The following is a 26922-nucleotide window of genomic DNA, read 5'->3' as shown; positions in this document are numbered from 1 at the left end:
CATGCGAAAGGTTACATGAAATCATACGGCGTAACGTTTTCCATCCCAATATTTGCATCTTTCATAAATGGAATTTCGGGATCTTCTATGTCGTTATCCAAGCTTTCTCGAAGCAGGGGCTGTAAATTCGTTTGTCGAACGCTGTCTTCATTCCGGCTGACTCCAAGCTGAAACGCTTCGTCTTCGCCGCATAAAATTAAAAACTGTTTACTTCGCGTAACGGCGGTATAAAGTAAATTGCGTCGCAGCATTCGGTAATAGCTTTTGACAATTGGAAGCACAACAATGGGAAATTCACTTCCCTGCGATTTATGAATGGAACAGCAGTATGCATGAGTTATTTGATTAAAGTCTTGCTTTGTATAAGTTACTTCGTTTCCTTCATATGAAATAACCAGCATATCCTGTTTTTCCGTATTTTCTTTGGCAAAGAAAACTGAGACGATTTCTCCCATATCTCCGTTAAATACGTTGCTATCCGGCTGATTTACAAGCTGCAGCACTTTATCTCCGACTCGGTACGTAATATCTCCGTGCTTAAGCTCTCTTCTTTGCTCAGAAGCCGGGTTAAATAATTCCTGAAGAACTTCATTCAGTTTATCAATCCCTGCAGGACCTTTATACATAGGAGCTAGAACTTGAATATCTTTAGCCGTATAGCCTTTTTTTAACGCATTCCCGCAAACTTGTTGCACGACATTCGTGATGTGCTGTCCGTGACAGCGAATAAAGGAACGATCTCCTTGCTGCCTCGATAAGTCTTCCGGAAGCTTTCCTTTTTTTATTTCATGAGCCAAATCAATAATCGATGACCCTTCCGCTTGCCGGTATACATCTGTCAGACGGACGGTAGGAACTACTTCTGAACTCAGTAAATCTTTTAACACCTGTCCCGGACCTACTGAAGGAAGCTGGTCTTCGTCTCCAACTAAAATAACCTGTAAATTAGCAGGAAGAGACTTAAACAGCTGATGAGCAAGCCACAAATCTACCATCGATACTTCATCCACAATCAATAATTTTCCGTCAATTGGATTCTCCTCATTATGGTCAAATCCTTCTTGTCCGTTCCATTTTAATAATCTGTGAATCGTAACTGCCGGAAGTCCGGTCGCTTCGCTCATTCGTTTAGCAGCGCGTCCAGTAGGTGCCACAAGTAAAACAGGAAAAGCTTCATCTTTTTTATAATCCCCTGGATTTAACGAACATCCGTGAAGTTCTGCATAGAGTTCGACTATTCCTTTAATAACCGTTGTTTTCCCTGTACCTGGTCCACCTGTTAAAAGAAGCATTGGAGACATTAAAGCAGTTTGTATGCCCTTGCGCTGAGACGGTGCATATTGCACGTCTAATCGCTCTTCTAGTTCACCTAAAGCTAGTAAAAATTCTGATTCTGGAAACTGCTCTTCGTATTGCGTTTGGGCCATAATTTTTTGAATAGCTTTAACCAGCCCTTTTTCAGCATAGAAAAGGGGAGGAAAATAAATTTTTTCGTCTTGAATGATAAGCTTTTTGTCTGCTTTTAATGCGTCCACTTCTCTTGTAAGATCCATTTCAGACAGATTCTCATGCCTGCTTTTTCGAAGAAGCTCTGCTGTTTTTCCATACAGCTGATCTGCCGTGACGTATACATGTCCCATTTGATTACATTCTTGCTCAATGACGTATAAAATACCTGCACGCAAACGATCAGGATGGTTGGTTGCCATACCAAGCCTCTTTCCAAGTTCATCGGCCCTGCTAAAACCAATACCTTGAATATCTTCTACGAGCTGATAAGGATTATTTTGAACAATTTCAAGCGCTTCTTGTTTGTACGCTTGGAAAATCTTCATCGAAAGCTGCGGTCCAAACCCGAGGTCTGTCAGCTTTACCATTACTTCTTCTAACCCTTGATGTTCACGAAGCTGCGTTACTAAAGCCTCTGCCTTGTCGGCTGAAAGCCTCGGAACCTCTTTTAGCACGGACTCATTTTGCAAAATACGAAAAATAGCGCGTTCTCCTAGGGCGTCCACAATATTTTCAGCGGTTTTTTTACCGATTCCGTGAAATAAATCGCTTGATAGGTACTGAACAACCCCTTGCCTTGATTGCGGAAGTTCTTTTTTAAACTGCTCAACATGAAATTGCAGACCAAACTTTGGATGCTCTTTGAAGTCCCCGTAAAATGTGTATACTTCATCTTCATTAAGCTTAGGAAAATAGCCTGTAACGACCGTTTCTTTATCTTCAATCTCTAAATTTGTTTTTTTGATCCGTATCCGCGTAACGTTATATAAGTTTTCTTCGTTATGAAAAACCGTTACAATTGACGTGCCGCTTATATAATGACGTTCTGGCTGTGAAGGGTTCACTAGTTCTTCGTTCATGTTATCCTTCCTTTACCCGCTTTCTTAATGTTCTAATGTAGACAGAACTTGTTTAGCATTTGCTGCCATTACGTGATCTGGCTGCACGTTTAAAGCTTCATCTAACATCTCAATTGCTTTGTCCTTATCATCTTTCATGGCATACGCTACGCCCAAATTATAGAAAGCATCGGCATGTTCTGGCTCTTGATTTACTACCTTAAGAAATTCAGCAATCGCTTCATCTACCATTTCGAGCTGTGCTAAACAAAGACCGTACTGAAATTTTGCTTCTACATCATGTTCGTTTAGTTCTACCGCTCGCTGCAGATAAGGCATCGCAAAACGAATTTCTTCCATATGAAACAGCGTTAAACCAAGCATAAAGTAGGCATCGGATGAATCTAAGCCTTTTTTGATTGCTAAATCAAAGTAGTGCTTTGCCTGCTCAAGCTGCTCTGCATTAAAATAAATATTTCCTGCTCCGTAATACGCTGTTGCCGTTTCTTCATCTAATTCAATCGCACGTTCATAAAATTTCAAAGCACGATCCATCTCACTAACAGCCGCTAACAAATTGCCAAAATTCACATACACAATTGGATCTTTTGGATTATCTTCAATTGCTTCTGAAAATGTTTTAGCAGCCTCTTCAAATTTCCCTTCCTGCATATACTGAATTCCTAGCTGATTTTTATCTGTCATTTTTTCGTTCACTCCACTGTTTTAGTTATGATTTAAAAGATTTTCACATCATGAAAATCTAGAATATGTAAGTTATTAGTTTACCCAATAAGTAAAGTATATCATAGAAAAACCTCAGCTATATACAGCTGAGGTTTTTCGTTCTTGCTTATATAAATTATACGTACCAAATTTGCTCTTCTTCTTGAAATACTTTGTCAATAGTTGCTCCGCCAAGACATTCGTCATCTTTGTAAAACACAACTGCTTGACCTGGCGTAATTGCCCGCACGGGTTCAGCAAAAATAACTTTAATTGTATCATCATCGACTTTCTCAACGGTTACTGCTGAATCGGTTTGACGATAGCGGAATTTTGCTGTGCACGTCATTGGTGACGACCAGTCACGGTCGCTTACCCAGCTGACATTTGTTGCTGTAAGAGATGTAGAATAAAGCAGCTCATTGTGAAAGCCTTGATCGACGTATAAAACGTTTTTTTCTAAATCTTTTCCAACTACAAACCAAGGTTCGCCGCTGCCTCCGATACCCAAACCATGGCGTTGACCAATCGTGTAGTACATAAGGCCGTCATGCTTGCCCTTCACTTCGCCGTCAAGCGTTTGCATCACACCTGGCTGAGCAGGAAGATACTGACTTAAAAATTCCTTGAAGTTGCGTTCGCCAATAAAGCAAATACCTGTGCTGTCTTTTTTCGTTGCTGTAGCAAGGCCTGCTTCTTTTGCAATTTCACGCACTTTTGATTTCTCAATTTCTCCAATTGGGAACATTACTTTTGAAAGCTGATCTTGTCCTAATTGATTTAAGAAATACGTTTGATCTTTATTTCCATCTACGCCTCGAAGCATTTTATACTCCCCGTCACGATACGCAACGCGTGCATAATGTCCTGTCGCTAGATAGTCTGCTCCTAGCGTCATTGCATGCTCCAAAAAGGCTTTGAATTTAATTTCTTTATTACACATTACATCAGGATTCGGTGTACGACCTGCTTTATATTCATCTAAAAAGTAGGTAAATACTTTATCCCAATATTGTTTCTCAAAGTTGACTGCATAGTAGGGAATACCAATTTGATTACATACGCGAATAACATCGTTATAATCTTCAGTCGCAGTACAAACGCCGTTTTCATCCGTATCGTCCCAGTTTTTCATAAAGATTCCGATCACATCGTATCCTTGTTGTTTTAATAAAAGAGCTGCTACAGATGAATCAACGCCTCCGCTCATTCCGACTACTACACGTGTATCTTTAGGTGATTTTGTCAACTTCGCCACCTCCGTTTTCTTCATTTTAATTAAATTGTTCGCTAAAAAGCGAAAGAAACGACACAAACCATCAGTGAGGGATGAAGACCCTACTGATGGCTGCTATTTACATCGTTAGTCGCTTAACGATGTTTGCTGTTTGACGTGCGGTTTTTTCAATTTGCTCAGCAGAGTTTCCTAGGCCAAAGCTAAATCGAATAGAAGTTGTTAAACGCTCAGACCCTTTTCCAAACATAGCAACAAGCACATGAGAAGGATCGATTGCTCCCGCTGTGCAAGCTGAACCGCTCGATGCCGCAATTCCTGCTAAGTCTAAATTTACGAGCATCGATTCAACATTTGTTTTTGGAAATGATAAATTTAACACATGTGGCAGAGCATTTTCAAGATGTCCGTTAATTTCAAATGAAATACCTTCTTCTTTCAACACAGCTACCATTATTTCTTTGTATCTTCTATATTCATCTGCACGTGTTTGCAGCGTTTGTTGCGAAATTTTCACAGCTTCTTCAAACCCGACGATACTTGTCATGTTCTCAGTTCCAGCTCGTCGTTTGCGCTCTTGTTCTCCTCCAAATAGCAAAGGAGACAGTGAAACGTGAGCAGCTGCATATAAAAAGCCCATCCCTTTTGGTCCGTTAATTTTATGAGCCGAAACGGATAAAAGATCGACACCTAATTGTTGCACATTTAACGGAATTAATCCATAAGCTTGCACTGCATCCGTGTGGAAATATGCTCCATGCTCTTTTAATAGAACTCCAATTTCTCCAATTGGCTGAATAGCACCTACTTCATTATTTCCAAACATCACCGACACAAGAATTGTTTGATCCGTTAGGGCTGATTTTATTTCATCCACAGATACTTGTCCGTACTCATTAACTGGTAGGTAAGTCACTTCAAAGCCCTGTGTTTCTAAATATTCACACGTATGAAGCACAGCGTGGTGTTCAATTTGCGTGGTAATAATATGATTTCCTTTATGGCGGTTTGCAAGAGCGACTCCGATCAGTGCCATATTATCTGCTTCTGTCCCACCACTTGTAAAAATCAGTTCATTTTCGTGTGCTCCAATACTTGCTGCAATCGTTTGGCGAGCTTCGTCTAAATAGCGTCGACTTTCCCGCCCGTAGTGATGAATACTAGACGGATTTCCAAAGTACTCATGCATAAAAGTCGTCATTTTCTCAACGACTGCTGGATGTATTGGAGACGTTGCTGCATGATCAACATAAATACGTTCCAAAATAAACGCCTCCTAGCTCATTATTAAATATAAAACATATAAGACGCTTGATCATCATCAGAATGATTTGCTAAATCTTCAAGCGTTGTACTATCTAGCACTTCTTTAACTGCATCTCGAATACGAATCCACAGCTCGCGTTTTGCAGGCTCTTCATCTTCAATTCCTTCTACAGGACTAATAGGACCTTCTAAAACGGAAATAATATCGCCAGAAGTAATGTTAGCAGGTTCATGTGCCAAGATGTAACCTCCATAAGCTCCGCGCACGCTTTTTACAAGCCCAGCGTTACGCAGCGGTGAAATAAGTTGTTCTAAATAATGTTCAGATAAATCATGCGTTTGAGCAATAGTTTTAAGCGAGATAGGACCTTCTCCAAAGCGCTTCGCAAGCTCAATCATAATCGTTAAACCGTAGCGTCCTTTTGTTGAAATTTTCATACGATACACTCCTTCAATACACTTTTTTTATTTATGAAAAAAATAAGACCCTCACGTTGTCACTGAATGCTGTGATGAGTCGTTTTTTACTAAGCTATATGAACTTCTCTATACGCGTTTCTTGCAAATGTAACTGTTGGTATTATAACATACTATGCCTATAAGATAAATTTCCACCACCTATTCACCTCTTGTGATACAGTGAAAGAAAAGAAAGGAGAAAAACATGTCTACAAAACCTCTCGCATTTCGAATGCGTCCGACTCATTTAGATGACGTTATCGGGCAGCAGCATTTAGTTGGCAAAGATAAAATGATTTATCGAATGGTAAAAGCAAATCACTTAAGCTCGATGATTTTATATGGGCCTCCAGGCGTCGGGAAAACAACAATTGCGACAGCTATTGCAAAAACAACCAACACGGCGTTTCGTCAGTTAAATGCCGTTGTAAACAATAAAAAAGATATGGAAATTGTCGCCGAAGAGGCCAAAATGTCAGGCAAAGTAATTCTTCTGCTAGATGAAGTTCATCGCCTTGACAAAGCCAAGCAAGACTTTTTGCTTCCTTATTTAGAAAACGGCATGATCATTCTAATCGGAGCGACAACAAGCAATCCTTATCACGCGATTAATCCTGCTATTCGAAGCAGATGCCAAATCTTCGAATTAAAATCTCTTACGCCAGATGATATCAAAATGGCGCTAACAAGAGCACTCAACGACTCATCCAATGGATTTGGGGATAGAAAAATTGTCGTAGAAGATGACGCCATGAACCACTTTGCCAACAGCTGTAACGGTGACGTGCGCTCGGCTTTGAATGCTCTGGAACTAGCTGTTTTATCAACAAGTGAAAGCGATGGTAAAATCGTTATTACCTTACAAACGGCAGAAGAATGTCTGCAGCAAAAGTATTTTTCACATGATAAAAATGGTGACGCTCACTATGATGTATTATCGGCTTTTCAAAAATCGATTCGCGGGAGCGACGTAAATGCCGCTCTTCATTATTTGGGACGGCTAATTGAAGCAGGAGACTTGATCAGCATCAATCGTCGCCTTTTAGTCATTGCCTATGAAGACATTGGACTAGCTGATCCGGATGCCGGCATGAGGACACTAGCAGCTATTCAAGCAACTGAGCGATTAGGACTTCCAGAAGCACGCATCCCGCTTGCAAACGCCGTTATTGAGCTTTGCCTATCACCGAAGTCCAACGCTGCTTACAAAGCATTAGATGAAGCGATAAGTGATATTAAAAAAGGGTTGTCCGGCGACGTTCCCATTCATTTGAAGGATGCTCATTACAAAGGAGCAGAGAACCTTGGACGAGGCGTTGAATATCAATACCCGCATGATTTTGATAACGGATGGGTCCTTCAACAGTATTTACCGGATCGCATCAAAAACAAACAATATTTTCATCCTAAACAAAATGGACAAGAAAAATACTTTTCAAAAGTTTTCAATCGTTTAGAGACATTAAAAAAAGAAAATGGCTGAAACTGTTGCTCAGTTTCAAAGCCATTTTCTTTTTTGTCTTTATCTATTAAGCTGCACTTTTAACGTCTTTTCGTTTTTTCGTTTTTGTTGAACCTTTAAAGTAGCTGTCTAAAAGTTTTGCTACTAAACGAGCGATGATATTAAACAACAGAACCATAATGATTAGAATAGCAGCTGACTTTGTTGCAATCAATCTCGCATCAGGTACAATTCCTTCAGAGTTTAATTTCCAAATGTGGACGGCAAGCGTCTCCGCTGGTCGAAAAATATTAAACGGGTTTACAGGACTCGTTAAGTCGGCATTTGAATTTAACATCGGCGTCGTTAAGCCAGCTGTATAAATCAGCGCAGCTGCCTCTCCAAAGATTCGTCCCGCTGTTAAAATAACGCCCGTGATAATTTGTTGAATCGCTGATGGAATCACTACTTTGACAATTGTTTGCCATTTAGTCGCACCCAAGCCTAAACTCGCTTCTTTTACACTCGCAGGAACAGATGCAATCGCACTTTCACATACGCGCGTTAAACCCGGTAAATTTAAAATTGTAATCACAAGTGCTCCGCCGATAAGCGTATAGCCCCAGCCTGAAAATGTGACGAAAATTAATAATCCAAATAAACCAACTACAATGGACGGTAATGACGCCATTGTCTCAATACATAAGCGGACGAAATTTAGGAAACGACCTTGCTTCGCGTACTCCGCTAAGTAAATTCCGGCTCCTAAACCAAGAGGAATAGAAATGATCAGCGTTAAAACAAGCATGTAAAACGAGTTAAACAGCTGCGGTCCAATACCGCCACCTGCCATCGTATTGCTTGGCTTTCCAAATAAAAAGTTCGGATCCCAAAATCCCCAGCCCTTGGCGATAATTTCAACAACTAAATACACTAATAGCGCCACAACTAGAGCGGCAATGCCATAAAAAATACCTGTCCATATATTATTTACTGTGCGTGCATTTTTGTTTCTCATTGATGAGCACCTCGTTTCCCAATTGCTCGGATAATTAAAATGAACACGAAAGAAATAAGCAGTAAAATCATGGCTAACGTCCACAATGCGTTATTCCATGCCGTTCCGTTTAACGTATTAGACATATCCATTGTTAAAATACCTGTTAATGTTGCCGTTGGGCTGTATAAGCTTTCAGGAAGCTTAACCGTATTTCCGATAACCATTTGCACAGCTAGCGCTTCTCCGAATGCACGGGCAAGCCCTAACACGATACCTGTTAAAATACCTGTTTTAGCAGATGGAATAATAACTCGGCTAATTGCCTGCCATCTTGTTGAACCTAGTCCATAAGAAGCTTCTAAATATTCAGGTGCTACGCTTCGAATTGCATCGTCAGCAATACTTGCAATTGTCGGAAGAATCATGACGCTTAAGACAATAATTCCGGCAATCAAACTAAAGCCCACTCCGCCGAAGTTATCGCGAAGAAGCGGCACTAAAATGGTAACCCCTAAAAGGCCGTATACCACTGAAGGAACTCCGACTAAAAGCTCTAAAACCGGTCGTAAAACCGTTGACCCAAATTTAGGCGAAATATAGTTGTTAAAAATGGCAATAGCAATTCCAATTGGAGCACTTATAATAACGGCTCCGATTGATACAAGCATTGAACCCAGAATAAACACAAGTGCCCCGTATTCTTTATTGTTTGGGCTCCATTTTGTTGAAGTCAACATTTCACCGATTGATATATTGCTTTGTAAAAATGACTGTATGCCTTTTTCACAAATAAATACGATAATAGCTAACGTAACAAGTACAATTAAAATACCGCAAAATGTAGAAAGCGTACGGCCAATGTATTCGCTTTTTACATAATTAATGGATTTTTTCCCCTTCATCGCTCTGTCTCCTTACATATTCAGTATATATTCGCTTTTCTTTTTATTTGCTATATACTTTATTAACATTCAAATAGAATAAGACTGACTGTGTTAGTCAGCCCTATTCTTTTTAAAAACACTTTTATTTTTTGAATTCAGTCATTGGGATATAGCCCATATCTTCTACTTGCTTAGCAAAGTCTTTACCAGATACATAATCAATGTACTCTTTTGCACCATCTTTTGGCTCACCGTTTGTAATCATGTACTCATAAGACCAGAACGGATATTTTTTAGAAACAATATTTTCTGTTGTTGGCTCCACACCATCAATATTAAGCATTTTTAAACTTTCTTTTTTATCGCCAATTAAATACGACATAGCAAGGTAACTTACTGCTCCTGGAGTTGAGTTTACTGATTGCTCAACCGCTCCGTTTGAATCTTGAGCTGTACCAACGCTGTCATTTACTTTTGCGTCACCCATTAATGTTTTCTCAAATGTAGCACGTGTACCAGATGATGCTGGACGGTTGATTACGTTAATTTTTTCGTCGTTTCCGCCAACTTCTTTCCAGTTTTTAATTTCACCAGAGAAAATCTTTTGAATTTGCTCTTTTGTTAACGATTCTACTTTTACATCTTTATTTACAACAAGTGCGAACCCAATGCCCGCTACTTTCGTATCGACAAGTTTATCTGCTTTTGATTTATCTTCGATTTTATCGGCTGCTGGAACGTCAGAGTTTCCAATGTCAACTGCTCCTGATGCTACTTGGTTAACACCAGTTCCACTACCTCCACCTTGTACCGTTACTGAAAGGTTTGGATATTTTTCCGTAATTCCATTCGCTGCTTCTTCTGCAAGTGGTTGTAAAGCTGTAGATCCCGCCGCTGTTAACGTACCTGACACTTCTTCTTTGCTGCCCGAACCACTGTCGTTGCTTGCTCCGTCTTTACCACATGCTGCTAGTGCTCCTACCATTAAAAAAGCTGCTAATGTTACTTTAAAACCCTTTGTTTTCATTACATTACCCTCCAATAAATATATGTGTAATTAGTACTAGTCCTTTGTACTCGAACAACAGGTACAAGACACATTATACGAGTAGATTGTTGTCTTTATATGAAGTGAATTTTAAGTTACTGTAAACTTACTTATTTGGGGTTTATTTTTTCTTATTTCTATCAAAACCCTTGATATATAAGACTTTCTGAATATTACTGTAGAAGATACAACAGAAAGAAAGCCAAAACGTAAATTTTATGTAAATAAAGCGTTAAATAAATTTACATAAATCTCTTTTTTTACTACAGTGTAAATTCACCATCAAGCCATATTTTTCAATTTATTAGTACTTTTTATACATATCAAACAGAAGATTCCATCCAAAGCATAAATAGAACAGATATTTCCATAAAAAAAAGAAGGCTGCGATAGCCTTCTTTTTATTGATCACCTACGCGGCGAATCTTAATATTACTTAATAATTCATTGATAACATGACCGCCCATAATTAATCCCGCTACAGATGGAACAAAAGCATTAGAAGATGGGGGCATTTTCGCTTTTCGAATTTGCGCTTGATCGTTTCCTACTTCTTTGCGAACTTCTTCGCGAATAACGATTGGACGTTCATCAGAAAAAACGACGTTAATTCCTTTGCGAATTCCTTCTTTACGCAGACGAGTACGAACCACTTTTGCAATCGGATCTGTATGCGTCTTTGAAATGTCTGCAATTTTAAAACGTGTTGGATCCATTTTATTCGCAGCACCCATACTTGAAATAATCGGAATATCACGTTTTAAACATTCTTTCATTAAATGAATTTTATACGAAATCGTATCGGATGCATCCACTACAAAGTCCGGTTTGTAACTAAAGAACTCTTCATACGTTTCTTCCGTATAAAACATTTGAAGAGAAACGACGTCACAGTCTGGGTTAATATCCAAAATACGCTGTTTCATTAATTCTGTCTTGGGCTGACCTACCGTCGAAAGCAGCGCATGAATTTGACGATTTACGTTTGTAATATCAACATCGTCTTTATCTACAAGAATTAAACGACCTACTCCTGACCGAGCCAAAGCCTCAGCAGAAAACGACCCTACTCCTCCTATCCCTAAAATAGCAACCGTGCTGCCTTTTAAAGTAGCTAACCCTTCTTTTCCTATCGCCAGTTCATTACGCGAAAACTGATGCAACATGTTAAAACACTCCTCTATTAAATACACCAACGTGTATGATTAATTCAAATAAACAACGAAATTGACTATACCATATTTTTAGCAAAACGAACATGAGCATTCGTTATTTCTCCATAAAAAAACTCTATGCAAATCATTACATAGAGGATTTCTTATATGTATGCTAGTCCCGATCGTGCCGTCTCGAGTGCCTTCGTTTTGAACCCGCTCTCGGCAGGTGGGTGCTCTGCTTTAACCATTGTAAGTCCTCGAGATGAGGCATGTACGCTCGTTAAAAACTCCGAGCTCCCAAGCAAAAAATTGTTCGGTCAAAACTGGATTAAGGACGAACACATCAGGACTATTTAGTTCTTGAAAGTATCTTATCACAGAAAAAATCACTTTGCAATTAATAAGTAAAACAAAAAAATCGAGCCTGTCGTGCTCCAGTGACAGGCTCGATTTAACAGATGGTTTAATCGATTACGCTTCTGTTTTTTGCTTTTTTACCTGCAAATGCAGCTCGTCTAATTGCGCTTCACTTACTTCACCAGGTGCGTTTGTTAATAGACAGCTTGCACTTGCTGTTTTAGGGAAGGCAATTGTATCGCGCAAGTTTGTACGTCCTGCTAAAAGCATAACCAAACGGTCAAGACCTAACGCAATTCCGCCGTGAGGAGGAGTACCGTATTCAAATGCTTCAAGTAAGAAACCGAACTGCTCATATGCTTCTTCTAATGTAAATCCAAGCGTTTTAAACATTTTTTCTTGAATATCACGCTCATAAATACGTAAAGATCCTCCGCCAAGTTCGTAACCATTCAACACTAAGTCATATGCTTGTGCACGGACTTGTCCAGGATCGCTTTCTAACATTGGTAAATCTTCACGAACTGGCATTGTGAATGGATGATGAGCCGCGTAGTAACGGTTGTCTTCTTCGTCATGCTCAAGAAGAGGCCAATCTGTTACCCATAGGAAGTTAAATTTCGTTTCATCAATAATCCCTTGTTCTTTTGCAAGCTTTAGACGAAGAGCGCCAAGTGCATCTGCTACAACTGACTTTTTATCAGCTACAAATAAAAGTAAATCTCCTTCTTCCGTTTGAAGAGCTTCAGCAAATTGCTTTTGCTCATCTTCGTTGAAGAATTTTGCAATTGGTCCTTTTAAGCCGTCTGCTTCAACTTTCAGCCATGCTAACCCTTTAGCACCGTAAATTTTCACGAACTCTGTTAAAGCATCGATATCTTTACGTGAATAGCTAGAAGCGGCACCTTTTACGTTAATCGCTTTTACTTCTCCGCCGTTTTCAACTGCTGCGCTAAATACTTTAAACCCGCAGTCTTTCACAAGCTCTGATAAGTTGACTAGCTCCATTTCAAAACGTGTATCCGGCTTATCTGAACCATAGCGGCTCATCGCTTCATCATATGACATGCGCGGGAAAGGCGTCGTTACATCTAAATCTTTTACGCGCTTCATTACTTTAGACATCATTTCTTCCGTCATTGTCATGATGTCCTCTTGAGATAAAAATGATGTTTCAATATCGATTTGAGTAAATTCAGGCTGACGATCTGCACGCAAGTCCTCATCGCGGAAACAGCGAGCAATTTGATAATAACGCTCAACTCCGCTTACCATTAACAGTTGCTTAAAGATTTGCGGTGATTGAGGAAGAGCATAAAACTCACCTTCGTGTACGCGGCTCGGCACAAGATAATCACGTGCACCTTCTGGCGTGCTTTTTGTTAAAATAGGTGTTTCAACATCTAAAAAGTCATTTTGATCTAAGAAGTCGCGAATTGTTTTTGTAATGTCATTGCGCATTTTAAGCGTGTTAAACATTTCAGAACGTCGAAGATCTAAATAACGATATTTTAATCGAACATCTTCTGATACTTCCGTTTGATTCGCAATGGCAAAAGGAGGTGTTTTGGCTTTATTCAACACAGTAATTTGCTCAGCGTGAACTTCAATTTTACCTGTTTTTAAGTTCGGGTTAACGGTTCCCTCTTCACGAGCTACAACAGTTCCCTGCACTTCCAGTACGAATTCATTACGTACATCTTCAGCAATTTTTAGCGCTTCAGCAGATTTTTCAGGATTAAATACAACTTGCACAACTCCGCCGCGGTCGCGTAAATCAATAAAAATTAATCCGCCTAAATCACGGCGCTTTTGAACCCATCCTTTTAATAGAACTGTTTCGCCAGTTGCTTGTTCTGTTACATCTCCACAGTAGTATGAACGTTTTGTCATCATGGTTCCCCCTTATACTTGTTCCTGCAAATAGCTAACCAATTGATCAATTGATACTTCTTGCTGTTCGCCAGATTCCATATTCTTTACGTTTACAACTTGTTTTGCTAGCTCATCTTCACCTAGAACAACAACAAATTTTGCTTGTACACGATCGGCTGCTTTGAACTGAGCTTTCATTTTTTTATCTTGATAATCTTTATCTGCTACAAAACCTGCACGTCGAAGCGTATTTACAATTGAAACAGATTTTTCTTTCGCCTCATCGCCCATTGTCACTACATAGCAATCTACGCCAGTTTCTACCGGAAGCTCAATTCCTTCTGCTTCCAATGCAGATAATAAGCGTTCAATGCTTAAAGCGAATCCGATACCTGGTGTTTCAGGTCCGCCGATTTCTTGAATCAGCCCATTATAACGGCCTCCGCCGCAAAGAGTTGTAATGGCGCCAAATCCTTCTGCTTCACTCATTAGTTCAAATGCTGTGTGATTATAATAATCTAACCCGCGTACTAGCGTCGGATCTACAACATAGTCAATGTCTAAATCGGTTAAGTACTGCTGTACTTTTTCAAAATATTCTTTTGAATAGTCGTTTAAATAATCAAGAATAGACGGCGCTGTAGCCATCAGTTCATGGTCACGATCTTTTTTACAATCTAAAATACGAAGAGGATTTTTCTCCAATCGGCTTTGACAGTCGCTGCAAAACTCTCCGATGCGAGGTGCAAAGTGATCGATAAGTGCTTGACGGTGAGCTTGACGACTTTCTGTATCTCCTAAACTGTTAACAACCAGCTTTAATTTTTTTAATCCAAGCGATTGGTAAAAGCTCATTAACAGGGCAAGAACTTCAGCGTCGATAGCTGGATCATTTACCCCTAATGCTTCTACGCCAAACTGAACGAATTGACGGAAACGTCCCGCTTGAGGTCGTTCATAACGAAACATAGGACCGATATAAAACAGCTTTGTTGGCTGCGTTGGATTTCCAAACATTTTATTTGAAACAAATGATCGTCCAACTGCAGCTGTTCCTTCTGGACGAAGTGTTAAGCTGCGGTCGCCTCGATCCTTAAATGTGTACATTTCTTTTTGCACGATATCCGTTGTTTCTCCCACTCCGCGCAAAAATAATTCAGTGTGTTCAAACATTGGTGTACGAATTTCTTGATAGTTGAACGCACGGCAGATTTCTCTTGCTCGCTGTTCAACAAACTGCCAATATTCTACTTTGCCCGGTAAAATATCTTGTGTGCCTCTAGGTATTTGAACTGACATAACGTGATATGCCTCCTATATTTAAAATTTACAATACAAAAAAACTCTCGCCTCTACTATTTTTCCATAGTAGGGACGAGAGTTAATCTCACGTGGTACCACCCTAATTGAAACATATGACATGTTTCCACTCATTTCGTTAACGCACGAACACGTTCATCTCCTACTAAGTTTCCCTTTTCAGAGTGAAGCCTCCTGAGTGTTCTTTCATAAAGTCATCATGTAGAAATGCTTTCAGCCTAAGACATTTCCTCTCTAGCCATGTGTCATCTTTACTACTTTTCTCGATCTTTGGCTTATCAATATAAAAATGTTATACATTCATTTTAATTTAGCAATTGCTTTCTATATTACGAATGAAATGAGCAGTTGTCAAGCACCTTTCATGTTAAGAGCGGTCTAATTGTTTTCTTAGTTTCTGAATATCTCGAAGCGTTAAACCAAATTCAGAAGCCAATTCAAGGGATGAAGCTTCACTTTCTCTATCAATAAAATCATGAAAATGAATGCCAAATACCGGATTTACCTGCTGAAATGATTGTTCACCTTTTTCACTAAACTTCATCGTTTCTTCCTCCCTGCCTACACTTACTTATCCTTTTATTAGCATTGCCCAAAAAAGATGTTTTTACATAAGAGAAAGGATTTTTTTTCTTTTCATCGAATACTCTATTTTGTTATAAAAAGGAGGTCTATCTATTCGCCATCTTAACATGAAGTCTGTATCTGTTTTGGCTGCAAGTATCCTTTTGTTACTGTGCTCTTCCTCATTTGAGCGCCCAAATGTACCGGTGCATCAACGCATTGTTGTAACAGCTGACTCTCTTCATGTACGCAGCGGTCCAGGACGTTCATTTTCAATTACAAATAAATTGACGAAGAATACAAGACTATCCGTTTCAGACCGTCAAGGAGATTGGTATTATGTAGAAAGCTCGGGTATTCAAGGCTGGGTGTTTAAAAAATTCACGAAAACCGTAGCGCTCCGCAGCGTTCAGCCTAGCATGCAAGTAGCGCAGCGCCAGCCTGTTTATACGCTGAGTAAAAGCTTGCAGCACCTAAAGGGCAAAACCATTATTATTGATGCAGGCCATGGAGGAAAAGACAAAGGAGCCATCGGCACACAGGGCACATATGAAAAAGATCTCACTCTCCGAACAGCGCTGATTTTACAAAACAAACTTCAAAAAGAAGGCGCACACGTCATTTTAACCCGCACCCGTGATGAGTACGTTCTACTTTCACAGCGCACACTGCAATCGACTAAAGCAGATGCTTTTATAAGCGTTCACTACAACAGTACGAACAGCTCACAGCTAACTGGCCTTATGACGTATTATTATCATCAGCATCAGGACAGTCCACTCACACATTCTATTCATCAGTCACTCATTGAACATGCAAAATTGAAAGACAAAGGAGAACGATTTGGAAACTATTATGTTCTTCGCGAAAATACACGTCCGAGTACATTAATTGAACTGGGCTTTTTAAGCAACGAACGGGAAGAAACGTATATTAATTCCATCAGTTATCAGCAAATGATTACATCCGCTATCGCTGAAGGATTAAATCACTACTTTCAAAACAAAGAAAAAACGCAGACTCATCTGTGAGCCTGCGTTTTTTCATTGCTTTCTACAATAAGTGTGACCGGTCCGTCATTCGTAAATGATACGTCCATCATTTCGCCAAATGCGCCGGTTTCTACTCGAATATTTTTTCCTGATAATACTTTATTAAAATAGTTGTAAATCGTTACAGCATGATCTGGCCTAGCAGCTTCCATAAAGTTTGGTCTTCTGCCTTTTCGGCAATCTCCGTAAAGCGTAAATTGAGATACCGATAAAATTTCTCCTTCTACATCTAGAAGCGACAAATTCATTTTGCCAGACTCATCTTCAAACACTCGCAAATTTACAATTTTGTCTGCTACATACTCTGCATCGGCTTCAGTATCCTCGTGGGTAATACCGACTAAAAGCATATATCCGTGCTCAATCTCGCCGACCGTCTCGCCTGCAACAGTTACTTTTGCATTCTTTGCTCTTTGTACGACTACTCTCATGTATAACGACCTTTCTTAATGCATAATTCGGCGAACTGAATAAATGTCTCGAAGCTGCTTAATGCGCTCGACCACTTTATGAAGATGACTGATGTTATGAATAGAAATTGACATATGAATCGTAGCCATTTTGTTTCGGTCCGATTTTCCTGAAACGGCTGAAATATTCGTTTTAGTCTCGTTTACAACCTGCAGAACTTCATTTAGTAAGCCTCGACGGTCGTAGCCCGAAATTTCAATTTCCACATTAAACTCTTTGCCTTCTTTAATATGTGTTTCCCACTCTACAGGAATAAGACGGCTTTCAGCATCATCTGTGTGAACGTTTAAACAATCTGCTCTATGAACAGATACTCCCCGCCCCTTTGTAATAAAACCAACAATCTCATCTCCGGGAACTGGATTACAGCATTTAGACAAGCGAATCAGCATGTTCTCTACACCCGGTACGATAACACCGGAATCTTTTCGTTTATGCTGGCGAACACGTTTAGCCGCAGTGTCGCGTGCAATGTCATCAATTTGGATCTCTTGTTCTTGATCGCGCTGCTTTCTCCACTTCTCGGTTAAACGATTAGCTACTTGAGCCGCAGTTAATCCGTTATATCCAATAGCTGCATACATATCATCTTCATTTGAGAAATTAAACTTCTCCGCTACTCGTTTGATATTATCAGCTGTTAATACTTCTTTTAAGTCAAACTCCATTTGACGAATTTCTTTTTCAACCAGCTCTTTGCCTTTTTCAATATTTTCATCGCGGCTTTGCTTTTTAAAGAATTGGCGAATTTTATTTTTGGCTTGAGACGTTTGAGCAAGCTTTAACCAGTCCTTGCTTGGACCATATGAATGCTTAGACGTCAAAATTTCGATAATGTCCCCCGTTTTCAAACGGTAATCAAGCGTAACCATCTTGCCGTTGACTTTTGCTCCAATGGTTTTATTTCCGATTTCAGAATGAATACGATAGGAAAAATCAATTGGAACAGAACCCGAAGGAAGCTCAATGACGTCGCCTTTTGGCGTAAAAATATAAACCATGTCAGAAAACAAATCAACTTTTAGAGATTCCATAAACTCTTCTGCATCGTTTGCATCATTTTGAAATTCTAAAATTTCTCTAAACCACGTTAACTTTTCTTCAAATGAAGCATGCTCAGCTGTTTTTCCCTCTTTGTAAGCCCAGTGAGCAGCAATTCCATACTCAGCAATTTGGTGCATGTCAAATGTTCGAATTTGAACTTCTAACGGATCACCTTTTGGTCCGATAACCGTCGTATGAAGAGACTGGTACATATTTTGTTTTGGCATCGCAATATAATCTTTGAAACGTCCTGGCATTGGTTTCCAGCACGTGTGAATAATCCCTAACACCGCATAGCAGTCTTTAATGCTATTTACAATAATGCGCACAGCTAGTAAATCGTAAATTTCATTAAACTGCTTGTTTTGCAGTGCCATTTTACGATAAATGGAATAAATATGTTTTGGACGTCCTGAAATTTCAACTTTAATCGACACTTCATCTACTTGCTCACGAACTTCATCAATAACTTCAGCCAAATATTGCTCGCGTTCCGCACGCTTTTTCTTCATCAAATTGACAATGCGATAATATTGCTGAGGATTTAAGTAACGTAAAGCTGTATCTTCAAGCTCCCACTTAATTTTTGAAATACCAAGACGATGAGCAAGAGGAGCAAAAATTTCAAGCGTTTCATTTGAAATGCGTCGCTGCTTTTCCTGCGGTAAATGCTTCAGCGTACGCATGTTATGAAGACGATCCGCAAGTTTGATCAGTATGACTCGAATATCTTGAGCCATTGCCACAAACATCTTGCGGTGATTTTCAGCCTGCTGCTCTTCTTTAGACTTATATTTAATTTTTCCAAGTTTCGTTACGCCGTCTACTAGCATTGCTACTTCTTCGTTAAAAGCTTTTTCTAAATCCTTTAGTGTTATCTCTGTATCTTCGACCACATCATGTAGAAATCCAGCTGCAATTGTTGCTGGATCCATATCTAGATCAACTAAAATTCCTGCGACTTGAATCGGGTGGATAATATATGGTTCACCCGACTTGCGATATTGTTCTTTGTGAGCTTCTTTTGCAAAATCATATGCTTTTTGTACAAAAGCCACGTCTTCTTCATTTAAATATCGCTTCGTATTGTCAATGACCTGTTCCGCTGTTAGGACTTGCTCATTTGCCATGAAATCACCTTTTATCAACTAGCATTTTTAATTCATATTGTAACTATTATCTTGAAAAAATCCAAGGATGTAAAGCCTTTGCGTCTAATTTATGAAATTTACATCATTTCCATTTTACGTATTCACGTTTTTTAACGAAAAAAGAGCACCTGTATCAGGTACTCTTTTTTATGTGATCGTTCTTCTTAATACGTCATTAATGTGAATACATCGTAACCATCTAGTTTGTCACGGCCGTCAAGGTAAGAAAGTTCAATTAAGAACGCAGCTCCAACAACAATTCCGCCTAATTCTTCAACAAGCTTAATTGTCGCTTCAATTGTACCGCCTGTTGCTAATAAATCATCTGTAATCAACACGCGCTGACCTGGCTTAATTGCATCTTTGTGAATCGTTAATACGTCTTTACCGTATTCTAAACCGTAATCTACTTTAATTACTTCACGCGGTAATTTTCCTTCTTTACGAACAGGTGCAAAGCCGATACCTAACGCATATGCTACTGGACAACCAACGATAAATCCGCGAGCTTCCGGTCCTACGATAATATCAACTTGTTTATCATTGGCATATTTTACAATCTCATCCGTTGCGGCACGGTATGCGTCACCGTTATCCATTAATGTTGAGATATCTTTAAATGTAATACCTGGTTTTGGCCAGTCAGGTACAATTGTAATATAATCTTTAAAATTCATTCTAATGTTGCCTCCTCATTCAATCGAACGCTTAAAAATATCTTGAAATTGATTTTTAAGCTGTACATATGACGTATAAATAAAGTTTTTTTCTATTTCAATCTGCTGCTGCTTTTGGCGATAAGTCGCAGATTCTATTAAATCACGTTTCGTAGAATTTTTCACTAACGAAATTAAGCCATTGTTTATTGTAACAAATTCTAACTCAAAAAACACCTTTGCCATAAAATCAATCGTTTCTTTCGACCAGCCCTTATGAATTGCTAAATCTTCTTTGTAGCGTTTTAAATCAAAAGGACCCTTTTTCGCTAAAAAGCCGTAGAACCATTTAAAGTGATCGCGAGTTGGGATTGTATCAAAATAATGGTCTTCTTCCGTTAAGAAAATAGCGTATATCCTAGAAGGAATACCTTGGACAAACAAAGCTTCAAGCCACTTCTGTGACGGAGGCAAATCTAATAAAACGATCTGTTCTCCTGCAAACATGCATGCTTTTGCCTGTTCTTCATTTTGAATAAGAACAACATGTTCCATCGGCAGCATCGACTTGTATTTATCAATTGTTGAATCGTGAAAAGCAACAACTTTCATTTGATCTGTGAATACCTGTTCAAAGAAACGTTTGACATCAACCGCGCTGCGATAATCAAACATCTGCCACTCATCTACAGAGATATCTTCTACCATCAGCTGCGGTTTGCGCATATTGTTCCACTCATTAATAGATAGTTCACCTACTAATGATACCTTAGCTATAGGAGATACTTCATCTAATATATAGCCTAACCCAAATCCTACTGCATCAACCGATACACCGCTGTCTTCAAATACGAGTTTTAAATGATTTTTATTCGCGCCAATTTTCCGCATAGATGTTGTATGAACATCTTTAATGAGAACTTTTGGCTTCGGATTATGCATACCAAATGGAGCAAGCGCACTCATTTGTTCAATGTTTTCCAGCGTAATTTCCTCTGTTTTGCATACTGTATCAACTGATGTAATTGGAATAAAGTCCTGTTGAGTTAACACGTTGCTTGCTTGTTCATTAAGGCGTCTGCGCAGTTCTTCTACATCCTCGCTGTTTAACGTCATGCCAGCTGCCATTGGATGCCCTCCAAAATGCGGCAAAATGTCACGGCATTTAGATAAGTTCGCGAATAAGTCAAAGCCTTGGATACTTCTTGCTGAACCTTTAGCAATATGGTTTTCAGAGTCAACACTTAATACAATTGTTGGTCTGTAGAACTTTTCTACGAGCCTAGAAGCAACAATTCCAACAACGCCTGCATTCCATCCTTCTCCCTCTACAATAAGAACGCTATTTTCATCCGGAGGATACATACTTTCAACAAATTCAACGGCTTCTTCCGTAATATCATTTACGATTTGCTGCCTTTCCTTGTTTAACGCATCAATTTCTTTAGCTAAACCTTTTGCTTCTTCAGCATTTGTTGTCATAAGCAAATGAACAGCTGGATCAGCATCTTGAAGACGTCCTACTGCATTAATGCGAGGAGCCATGGCAAATCCAATTGTATCTTCAGTAATTTCTTCGCGTTTTACTCCACATACGCTCAGCAGCGCTTCAATTCCAGTACGCTTCGTGAGCTTGAGATAGTCAAGACCTTTGCGAGCAATTAAGCGGTTTTCGTCGACTAAAGGAACTAAGTCAGCAATCGTCCCAATCACTGCTAGTTCTAACAAATGTTCCGGAAGCTCCCCTAACAGCGCATGAGCGAGTTTAAAAGCCACTCCTACACCTGCCAGTTCTTTAAATGGATATGTACTTCCCGGAAGCTTTGGATGAATAATTGCATACGCATCGGGTAAAACCGGACCCGGCTCGTGGTGATCAGTAATAATTAAATCAAAATCTAATTCACGTGCATACGCCGTTTCTTCGACTGCCGAAATACCTGTGTCTACCGTAATCACCAGCTGATAGCCGCCTGCGTTTATTTTATCAAATGCTGCCTTATTCGGCCCATAACCTTCTGTAAAGCGATTAGGAATATAAAAATCAGTATCAGCGCCGAGCTGCTGTAAAGCAGATAACATAACTGAAGTACTGCTGACGCCGTCCGCATCGTAATCTCCATAGATCATAATTTTTTCATTATGATCAATTGCTTGCTGAATACGAGCTACTGCTTTGTCCATATCGTGCAATAAAAACGGATCGTGGAACGTTTGTGCATCAACGTGTAAAAACTCACGTGCCGCTTCTACTGTTGTCATGCCTCTATTAAGTAATAACGAAGCTACTAGAGGTGTAATATTGAGGTTTTCTACAAATTCATTAACAAGTTGTTCATCACATTCTTGAACATTCCAACGTTTTTTTGACTGTAACATGTCTCTTCACCCCTTAACCCACATTATTATACTAGAGTGGATGAAATGGAGCAACGAAAGAAAATAAGCATATTTTTCTGACAGTGCGCCTTAAATTTTCACGTACAAAAAAAACGTGCGAACACTTCGCACGTTTTTGAATTACTTGCTTTCTACTTCTTTTTGTTCCTCACGCTTCAACTGTTTACCTTTCCACACAAGCCATAGCTGCGCAGCAATAAACACAGATGAATATGCACCAAGAATTAAACCTACTAACAGGGCAATTGAGAAGTTTTGAATGGACTCACTTCCGAATACAAGAAGTGCTACAACTGCAATCACAACTGTTAACACGGTATTCATCGAACGAGTAAACGTTTCGCGTAAACTTAGATTTACGATAAATGTCAAATCGTCGAACGTTTTGGATTTGAATTTCTGCATGTTTTCACGAATGCGGTCAAACGTAACGATTGTATCGTTAATTGAGTAACCAACAATCGTCAAGACAGCGGCGATAAACGTTAAATCTACCTCTAACTTTGTTAAGCTAAAGACCGTAACGATAAAGAACGCATCATGCAACAGAGCAAGCACGGCTGCAAGCGCCATGTAAAACTCGAATCGAATCGTTACATAGATGATAATTCCAATTGAAGCAATCACGATCGCCATCATTGCATTTTTCGCCAGTTCTTTTCCAACTGTCGGCGAAACGGTGCTTACGTTTGGTTCAGAACCGTATTTGTCTTTAAAGTGGTCTTTTAAATTGGCAATTTCTTTTTTATTCAAGACCCCAACTACACGTACGACACCCGTATCATTACTTTTTCCTGTAATAACTATGTCATCCGTTTTGATATCAAGAGACTTCATTTCACGCTGTATCTCAGCCTGCGTAACGGTATGATTTGCTGGAATCTCTATACGAGTTCCGCTCGTAAAGTCAATACCGAGGTTCAGCCTAAACACAGCAACCGAGATAATACCGATAATCACGAGCACGCTTGAGAATGTGAAGAACGCTTTACGGTATTTAACAAAGTCAATTTTATCCCACGCTGTAGGTAAAACGGTTGTGCCGTCATCTTTGCTTAAATCGTGAATTTGCTCTTTCTTCACGCCAAAGTATCCTGGTTTTTTATCAAACCAGCGGCTGTTTACTAAAAGGCTCATTAATAAACGCGTACCGTATACGGCCGTAATAAAACTTAGCACAATCCCGATCATTAATGTTGTTGCAAATCCCTTTACTGAACTTTGACCATAAAAGAACAGTACAAGAGCCGCTAACATTGTTGTAATATTGGCATCAAAAATGGTCGCAAGTGAGCGACGATTTCCTGCCCGGTAAGCCGATATAACAGACCTTCCTGTTTTCAGTTCATCTTTAATCCGCTCGTAGGTAATAATATTCGCATCTACTGCCATACCTACGCCGAGAATAAGAGCCGCAATCCCTGGAAGCGTCATAACCACGTGCATCCAGTCAAATACAACTAAGTTTAAGTAGATATAAAAACTGAGTGTAATAACGGCAATAAGCCCCGGTAAACGGTAGAAAAACAGCATGTAAAGGAAAATAATTCCGATGCCGATAATACCCGCTAGTATAGTCGTATGAAGAGCTTCTTCTCCAAACTGCGCTCCAACGGATGTAGAGTATAGCTCATCTAATTTAACTGGCAGCGACCCGGCATTTAACAATTCCGCCAGCTGCGTTGCACTTTTCACTGTGAAGTTTCCACCTGAAATTTCAACATCTGGCTGTGTTAACACGCTGCTAACAGAAGCTGCAGACAGGTACTTCGGATTTTGTTTTGCTGATTCTTTTTGGTACGAGTCTTTTCCTTCTTCATAATCCAGCCAAATGACAATTAAATTGTTAGGTGCTGGTTTTTGAGAAAGCTCTCGCGTAATCTTTTCAAATTTTTTCGCATTTTTTAACTTTAGTGAGACGCTAGGCTGATTGCTTTGGTCAAACGATTGCTTTGCCCCGCCTTGCGCTAAGTCTGTACCATCCATCAGCACCTTATCGTTCACGTCACGGAACGTTAAGTTTGCTTGAGTTGATAACAGATCCCTAGCTTGCTTTTGATTCGTGACACCAGCTAGCTGAACACGGATGCGGTCGTTTCCTTCAATTTGAATGCTGGGCTCACTAACTCCCAGTACATCGACACGTTGACGCAGCGCTTCAACCGTGCTGTTAAGTGCCTTTTTGTCAATGACATCGCCTTTTTTAGCTGGACTGACTTTATATAAAATTTCAAATCCACCTTGAAGGTCGAGGCCAAGTTTAATATCTTTTGTAATTCCAGTCATCGTTGTTCCGATTGTACTAAACACAAGCAGTACTAAGAGGAAAAAGGCAACGATACGTCCTCTTTTAACCATCGACAGAAAATCCTCCTTCTTATGTAAAAAACATGAAATGATAACAATAGATAAATGACCAATCTAATTATCATTCATAACCTAATGTCTGTCAAATAAAGACCTTATCAAATTTTAATACATGTATTTTACAAACTCTACTTTAATAATTCTTTCCAGTCTTCTCCATTATTAACACTTGAGAACATATCAGATTTATAAGATTCAATGGTTACATAGCTCATCACCTGCGTGATCTTAACAGATAAAATATCATTTACAACTTGATGGAGAGATAGCTCCTTTTCTTTTTTCCATTTTTTCATTTCCAAATAACTCAATAAATCGTTCTCCGTTACTTCTTCATATCCGAGCATATGAAATTCTTCCATTTTGCTGGATACGACAGGCTGTATAAGTTCTTTCGAAGCTGAAATAAATGGATGTGTCATATTGATCCTCCTTTCCGTTTGACATTTTGCGTAAAATTTCTTTCTCGTATGAGGAATACTTGTCATGCTTGGACACCGACGGCGCATATATTCACTGTATAAACCTCAAGAAAGCAGTGAGTATATGTCTAAATTTTTACAGGGAACTATTATTTTAATAATTGCTGGCTTAATTACACGTGTACTCGGGTTTGTCAATCGAATTGTGGTGGCTCGAATGATTGGAGACGAAGGTGTGGGACTTTATATGATGGCGGTCCCCACGCTGGTATTAGTAATCACCTTAACACAGCTTGGGCTACCGGTTGCCATTTCAAAGTTAGTGGCAGAAGCAGGAGCTTTAGGTGACAGGCATAAAATAAAAAAAATACTTGTCGTCTCTTTAAGTATTACGTGTACGCTGAGCGTTTTATTTACGCTCGGACTAATATTATTCGCTCCCGTTGTAGCAAAAACCTTCTTTACAGATTCACGTACGATCTATCCGCTGCTTGCGATTATTCCTGTTATTCCGATCATCGCCGTGTCGTCTGTCATTCGCGGATATTTTCAAGGAAAGCAGCAAATGAAGCCCGCTGCTTATTCTCAAATTATTGAACAAGTGGTGCGAATTACGTTAATTGCTGTCTGTACAAAAGCATTTTTACCTTATGGAATTGAGTACGCCGCGGCTGGCGCTATGCTCTCTTCGGTATTTGGAGAGCTCGCTTCCCTGTTTTACATGGTGTTTATGTTCAAGCGAAAGAAGAAAATAACGGTAAGACGAAAATTTTTTGCTTCTTTACATGCGGGAAAAGATACGTTCCTTGACTTAATGCGAATCGCTCTTCCCACGACAGGAAGCCGCATGATTGGGTCAATTTCTTGGTTTTTAGAACCGATTGTAGTAGCTCAAAGTTTAGCAATTGCAGGAGTAGCGACAGCGGTAGCAACGAAGCAGTACGGAGAATTAACAGGCTTTGCACTCCCTCTCCTGATGCTGCCTTCTTTTGTAACGGTGTCTCTATCCACTTCTTTGGTTCCCGCAATCAGTGAATCTCTTGCACAGAATCAAATGAAACAAATCGAATATCGGCTTCATCAAGCTCTCCGCTTGTCGTTTGTAACAGGCGGACTGGCCGTTGTTGTTCTTTATGTATTTGCTAATCCGGTAATGGAATTGATGTATGGTTCTGACAAAGCTGCTATTTTTGTCAAAGTCATGGCGCCTTTTTTTATCTTTTATTACTTTCAAGGGCCGCTTCAAGCTGTTCTGCAGGCGCTAGACCTTGCAAAAGCCGCCATGATTAACAGTTTTATAGGAGCAGCGGTCAAAACATCTCTTATCTTCTTACTCGCAACTCAGCCCAATCTAGGCATTATGGGAGCTGGCCTTGCAATTGTTGTGGGAATGATGCTTGTCACTCTTTTACATCTGTCTACGGTCATGAAAAAAATCACGTATAAGCTTCATGTGTTTGAGTATCTTCGCAGCTTTGCTGTAATGGGCATATCAGGCTTTATTGGACACTTTGCTTATATGAACCTTTTCACTTCCATCCCGTTAAGCTTACGAACCATTTTATCAATTGCACTGACAAGCTTTGTATATGTACTGTTTTTGCTGCTTTTTAGACTGATAACAAAAGAAGAATTAAATCGCTTTTCTGTTTTACGTTATTTTAAACGAAAATAAAACGC

At 39.5% G+C, this 26922-nt stretch carries 21 protein-coding genes, 1 other RNA gene and 1 other annotated feature; of the genes, 3 read left to right on the top strand and 19 right to left on the bottom strand.

Annotated elements, in window-relative coordinates; all coding sequences use genetic code 11:
* Positions 1-11 precede the first annotated feature (11 nt).
* The 5 genes from ACMX9J_RS19010 to cymR form a co-directional block, all read right to left on the bottom strand.
* Complete coding sequence (locus ACMX9J_RS19010; RefSeq protein WP_047749816.1) at positions 12-2369, bottom strand: ATP-dependent RecD-like DNA helicase; 2358 nt, start codon at positions 2367-2369, stop codon at positions 12-14.
* Between the two features lie 24 nt (positions 2370-2393).
* On the bottom strand, positions 2394-3053 hold the full coding sequence (locus ACMX9J_RS19005) for a tetratricopeptide repeat protein (protein ID WP_013085089.1): 660 nt from the start codon (positions 3051-3053) through the stop codon (positions 2394-2396).
* Between the two features lie 157 nt (positions 3054-3210).
* Complete coding sequence (gene mnmA, locus ACMX9J_RS19000; protein WP_028411683.1) at positions 3211-4323, bottom strand: tRNA 2-thiouridine(34) synthase MnmA; 1113 nt, start codon at positions 4321-4323, stop codon at positions 3211-3213.
* A gap of 106 nt (positions 4324-4429) precedes the next feature.
* The gene (locus tag ACMX9J_RS18995; protein WP_028411684.1) at positions 4430-5572 is read right to left on the bottom strand and encodes a cysteine desulfurase family protein; all 1143 of its coding nucleotides are present in this window, start codon (positions 5570-5572) and stop codon (positions 4430-4432) included.
* Positions 5573-5595: 23 nt separating this feature from the next.
* Positions 5596-6012: a cysteine metabolism transcriptional regulator CymR gene (cymR, locus tag ACMX9J_RS18990; protein ID WP_013059297.1), complete on the bottom strand. Its 417-nt coding sequence runs from the start codon at positions 6010-6012 to the stop codon at positions 5596-5598.
* Between the two features lie 226 nt (positions 6013-6238).
* On the opposite strand from cymR, the gene ACMX9J_RS18985 reads away from it, so the two are divergent.
* A complete protein-coding gene (locus ACMX9J_RS18985) occupies positions 6239-7516 on the top strand; it encodes a replication-associated recombination protein A (RefSeq protein ID WP_033579665.1) in 1278 nt (425 codons plus the stop codon).
* Positions 7517-7562: 46 nt separating this feature from the next.
* Here the strand turns inward: ACMX9J_RS18985 and pstA are convergent, their stop codons facing one another.
* From pstA to ACMX9J_RS18945, 8 genes are all read right to left on the bottom strand, one after another.
* Positions 7563-8492: a phosphate ABC transporter permease PstA gene (pstA, locus tag ACMX9J_RS18980; protein ID WP_025750576.1), complete on the bottom strand. Its 930-nt coding sequence runs from the start codon at positions 8490-8492 to the stop codon at positions 7563-7565.
* Positions 8489-9376, bottom strand: a complete 888-nt coding sequence (gene pstC, locus ACMX9J_RS18975) for a phosphate ABC transporter permease subunit PstC (RefSeq protein WP_013059300.1) — start codon at positions 9374-9376, stop codon at positions 8489-8491. Before pstC ends, pstA begins: the two co-directional genes overlap by 4 nt.
* Positions 9377-9500: 124 nt before the next feature.
* Positions 9501-10385, bottom strand: coding sequence for a phosphate ABC transporter substrate-binding protein PstS family protein (locus ACMX9J_RS18970; RefSeq protein ID WP_033579664.1), 885 nt, complete (start codon positions 10383-10385; stop codon positions 9501-9503).
* A 422-nt stretch (positions 10386-10807) separates the two neighbouring features.
* A complete protein-coding gene (locus ACMX9J_RS18965) occupies positions 10808-11572 on the bottom strand; it encodes a ThiF family adenylyltransferase (RefSeq protein ID WP_028411687.1) in 765 nt (254 codons plus the stop codon).
* Positions 11573-11734: 162 nt separating this feature from the next.
* A non-coding RNA gene (gene ssrS / locus ACMX9J_RS18960) (6S RNA) lies at positions 11735-11916 on the bottom strand.
* Between the two features lie 118 nt (positions 11917-12034).
* Positions 12035-13813: an aspartate--tRNA ligase gene (aspS, locus tag ACMX9J_RS18955; RefSeq protein WP_416226099.1), complete on the bottom strand. Its 1779-nt coding sequence runs from the start codon at positions 13811-13813 to the stop codon at positions 12035-12037.
* Positions 13814-13825: 12 nt separating this feature from the next.
* Positions 13826-15094 carry a histidine--tRNA ligase gene (gene hisS / locus ACMX9J_RS18950; protein WP_028410586.1) on the bottom strand — a complete coding sequence of 423 codons (1269 nt, stop codon included), beginning with the start codon at positions 15092-15094 and terminating at the stop codon, positions 13826-13828.
* A 68-nt stretch (positions 15095-15162) separates the two neighbouring features.
* Positions 15163-15395: a binding site (T-box leader), on the bottom strand.
* 87 nt (positions 15396-15482) lie between these two features.
* A complete protein-coding gene (locus ACMX9J_RS18945) occupies positions 15483-15659 on the bottom strand; it encodes a hypothetical protein (protein ID WP_013059305.1) in 177 nt (58 codons plus the stop codon).
* 166 nt (positions 15660-15825) lie between these two features.
* On the opposite strand from ACMX9J_RS18945, the gene ACMX9J_RS18940 reads away from it, so the two are divergent.
* The gene (locus tag ACMX9J_RS18940; protein ID WP_416226098.1) at positions 15826-16710 is read left to right on the top strand and encodes an N-acetylmuramoyl-L-alanine amidase; all 885 of its coding nucleotides are present in this window, start codon (positions 15826-15828) and stop codon (positions 16708-16710) included.
* On the opposite strand, the gene dtd is transcribed toward ACMX9J_RS18940, so the two are convergent.
* The 6 genes from dtd to ACMX9J_RS18910 all read right to left on the bottom strand — a co-directional run bounded on the left by dtd (position 16701) and on the right by ACMX9J_RS18910 (position 25242).
* Complete coding sequence (gene dtd, locus ACMX9J_RS18935) at positions 16701-17162, bottom strand: D-aminoacyl-tRNA deacylase (protein WP_416226097.1); 462 nt, start codon at positions 17160-17162, stop codon at positions 16701-16703. The two genes, ACMX9J_RS18940 and dtd, sit on opposite strands and share 10 nt — an antisense overlap.
* 15 nt (positions 17163-17177) lie before the next feature.
* Positions 17178-19376, bottom strand: coding sequence for a RelA/SpoT family protein (locus ACMX9J_RS18930; RefSeq protein WP_013059308.1), 2199 nt, complete (start codon positions 19374-19376; stop codon positions 17178-17180).
* A gap of 185 nt (positions 19377-19561) precedes the next feature.
* The gene (locus ACMX9J_RS18925; protein WP_013059309.1) at positions 19562-20074 is read right to left on the bottom strand and encodes an adenine phosphoribosyltransferase; all 513 of its coding nucleotides are present in this window, start codon (positions 20072-20074) and stop codon (positions 19562-19564) included.
* 15 nt (positions 20075-20089) lie between these two features.
* Entirely contained in the window at positions 20090-22432 is a 2343-nt protein-coding gene (gene recJ / locus ACMX9J_RS18920) for a single-stranded-DNA-specific exonuclease RecJ (protein ID WP_047749811.1), read from the bottom strand.
* A gap of 141 nt (positions 22433-22573) precedes the next feature.
* Positions 22574-24811, bottom strand: a complete 2238-nt coding sequence (gene secDF, locus ACMX9J_RS18915) for a protein translocase subunit SecDF (protein ID WP_416226095.1) — start codon at positions 24809-24811, stop codon at positions 22574-22576.
* Between the two features lie 137 nt (positions 24812-24948).
* Positions 24949-25242 (bottom strand): post-transcriptional regulator, encoded by a 294-nt coding sequence (locus tag ACMX9J_RS18910; RefSeq protein WP_028411692.1) that lies wholly within the window; start codon positions 25240-25242, stop codon positions 24949-24951.
* Between the two features lie 64 nt (positions 25243-25306).
* On the opposite strand from ACMX9J_RS18910, the gene spoVB reads away from it, so the two are divergent.
* Positions 25307-26917, top strand: a complete 1611-nt coding sequence (gene spoVB / locus ACMX9J_RS18905) for a stage V sporulation protein B (protein WP_257041499.1) — start codon at positions 25307-25309, stop codon at positions 26915-26917.
* Positions 26918-26922: the final 5 nt, after the last annotated feature.

It is taken from the genome of Priestia sp. RMT2NF4, from assembly GCF_047872835.1.
Classification (GTDB): Bacteria; Bacillota; Bacilli; order Bacillales; family Bacillaceae_H; genus Priestia; species Priestia zanthoxyli.
This window is presented reverse-complemented; position numbering and strand designations above follow the sequence as displayed.

What these genes read in the sequence shown, in the direction of transcription:
- ACMX9J_RS18945 (WP_013059305.1), bottom strand. Translation starts at nt 15,659, where the DNA reads ATGAAGTTTAGTGAAAAAGGTGAACAATCATTTCAGCAGGTAAATCCG.
- ACMX9J_RS18985 (WP_033579665.1), top strand. Translation starts at nt 6,239, where the DNA reads ATGTCTACAAAACCTCTCGCATTTCGAATGCGTCCGACTCATTTAGAT.
- pstC (WP_013059300.1), bottom strand. Translation starts at nt 9,376, where the DNA reads ATGAAGGGGAAAAAATCCATTAATTATGTAAAAAGCGAATACATTGGC.
- ACMX9J_RS18965 (WP_028411687.1), bottom strand. Translation starts at nt 11,572, where the DNA reads ATGTTGCATCAGTTTTCGCGTAATGAACTGGCGATAGGAAAAGAAGGG.
- ACMX9J_RS18970 (WP_033579664.1), bottom strand. Translation starts at nt 10,385, where the DNA reads ATGAAAACAAAGGGTTTTAAAGTAACATTAGCAGCTTTTTTAATGGTA.
- recJ (WP_047749811.1), bottom strand. Translation starts at nt 22,432, where the DNA reads ATGTTACAGTCAAAAAAACGTTGGAATGTTCAAGAATGTGATGAACAA.
- dtd (WP_416226097.1), bottom strand. Translation starts at nt 17,162, where the DNA reads ATGAGAGTAGTCGTACAAAGAGCAAAGAATGCAAAAGTAACTGTTGCA.
- ACMX9J_RS18930 (WP_013059308.1), bottom strand. Translation starts at nt 19,376, where the DNA reads ATGGCAAATGAGCAAGTCCTAACAGCGGAACAGGTCATTGACAATACG.
- ACMX9J_RS19010 (WP_047749816.1), bottom strand. Translation starts at nt 2,369, where the DNA reads ATGAACGAAGAACTAGTGAACCCTTCACAGCCAGAACGTCATTATATA.
- aspS (WP_416226099.1), bottom strand. Translation starts at nt 13,813, where the DNA reads ATGACAAAACGTTCATACTACTGTGGAGATGTAACAGAACAAGCAACT.
- hisS (WP_028410586.1), bottom strand. Translation starts at nt 15,094, where the DNA reads ATGTCAGTTCAAATACCTAGAGGCACACAAGATATTTTACCGGGCAAA.
- cymR (WP_013059297.1), bottom strand. Translation starts at nt 6,012, where the DNA reads ATGAAAATTTCAACAAAAGGACGCTACGGTTTAACGATTATGATTGAG.
- ACMX9J_RS19005 (WP_013085089.1), bottom strand. Translation starts at nt 3,053, where the DNA reads ATGACAGATAAAAATCAGCTAGGAATTCAGTATATGCAGGAAGGGAAA.
- secDF (WP_416226095.1), bottom strand. Translation starts at nt 24,811, where the DNA reads ATGGTTAAAAGAGGACGTATCGTTGCCTTTTTCCTCTTAGTACTGCTT.
- pstA (WP_025750576.1), bottom strand. Translation starts at nt 8,492, where the DNA reads ATGAGAAACAAAAATGCACGCACAGTAAATAATATATGGACAGGTATT.
- ACMX9J_RS18925 (WP_013059309.1), bottom strand. Translation starts at nt 20,074, where the DNA reads ATGAATTTTAAAGATTATATTACAATTGTACCTGACTGGCCAAAACCA.
- ACMX9J_RS18910 (WP_028411692.1), bottom strand. Translation starts at nt 25,242, where the DNA reads ATGACACATCCATTTATTTCAGCTTCGAAAGAACTTATACAGCCTGTC.
- spoVB (WP_257041499.1), top strand. Translation starts at nt 25,307, where the DNA reads ATGCTTGGACACCGACGGCGCATATATTCACTGTATAAACCTCAAGAA.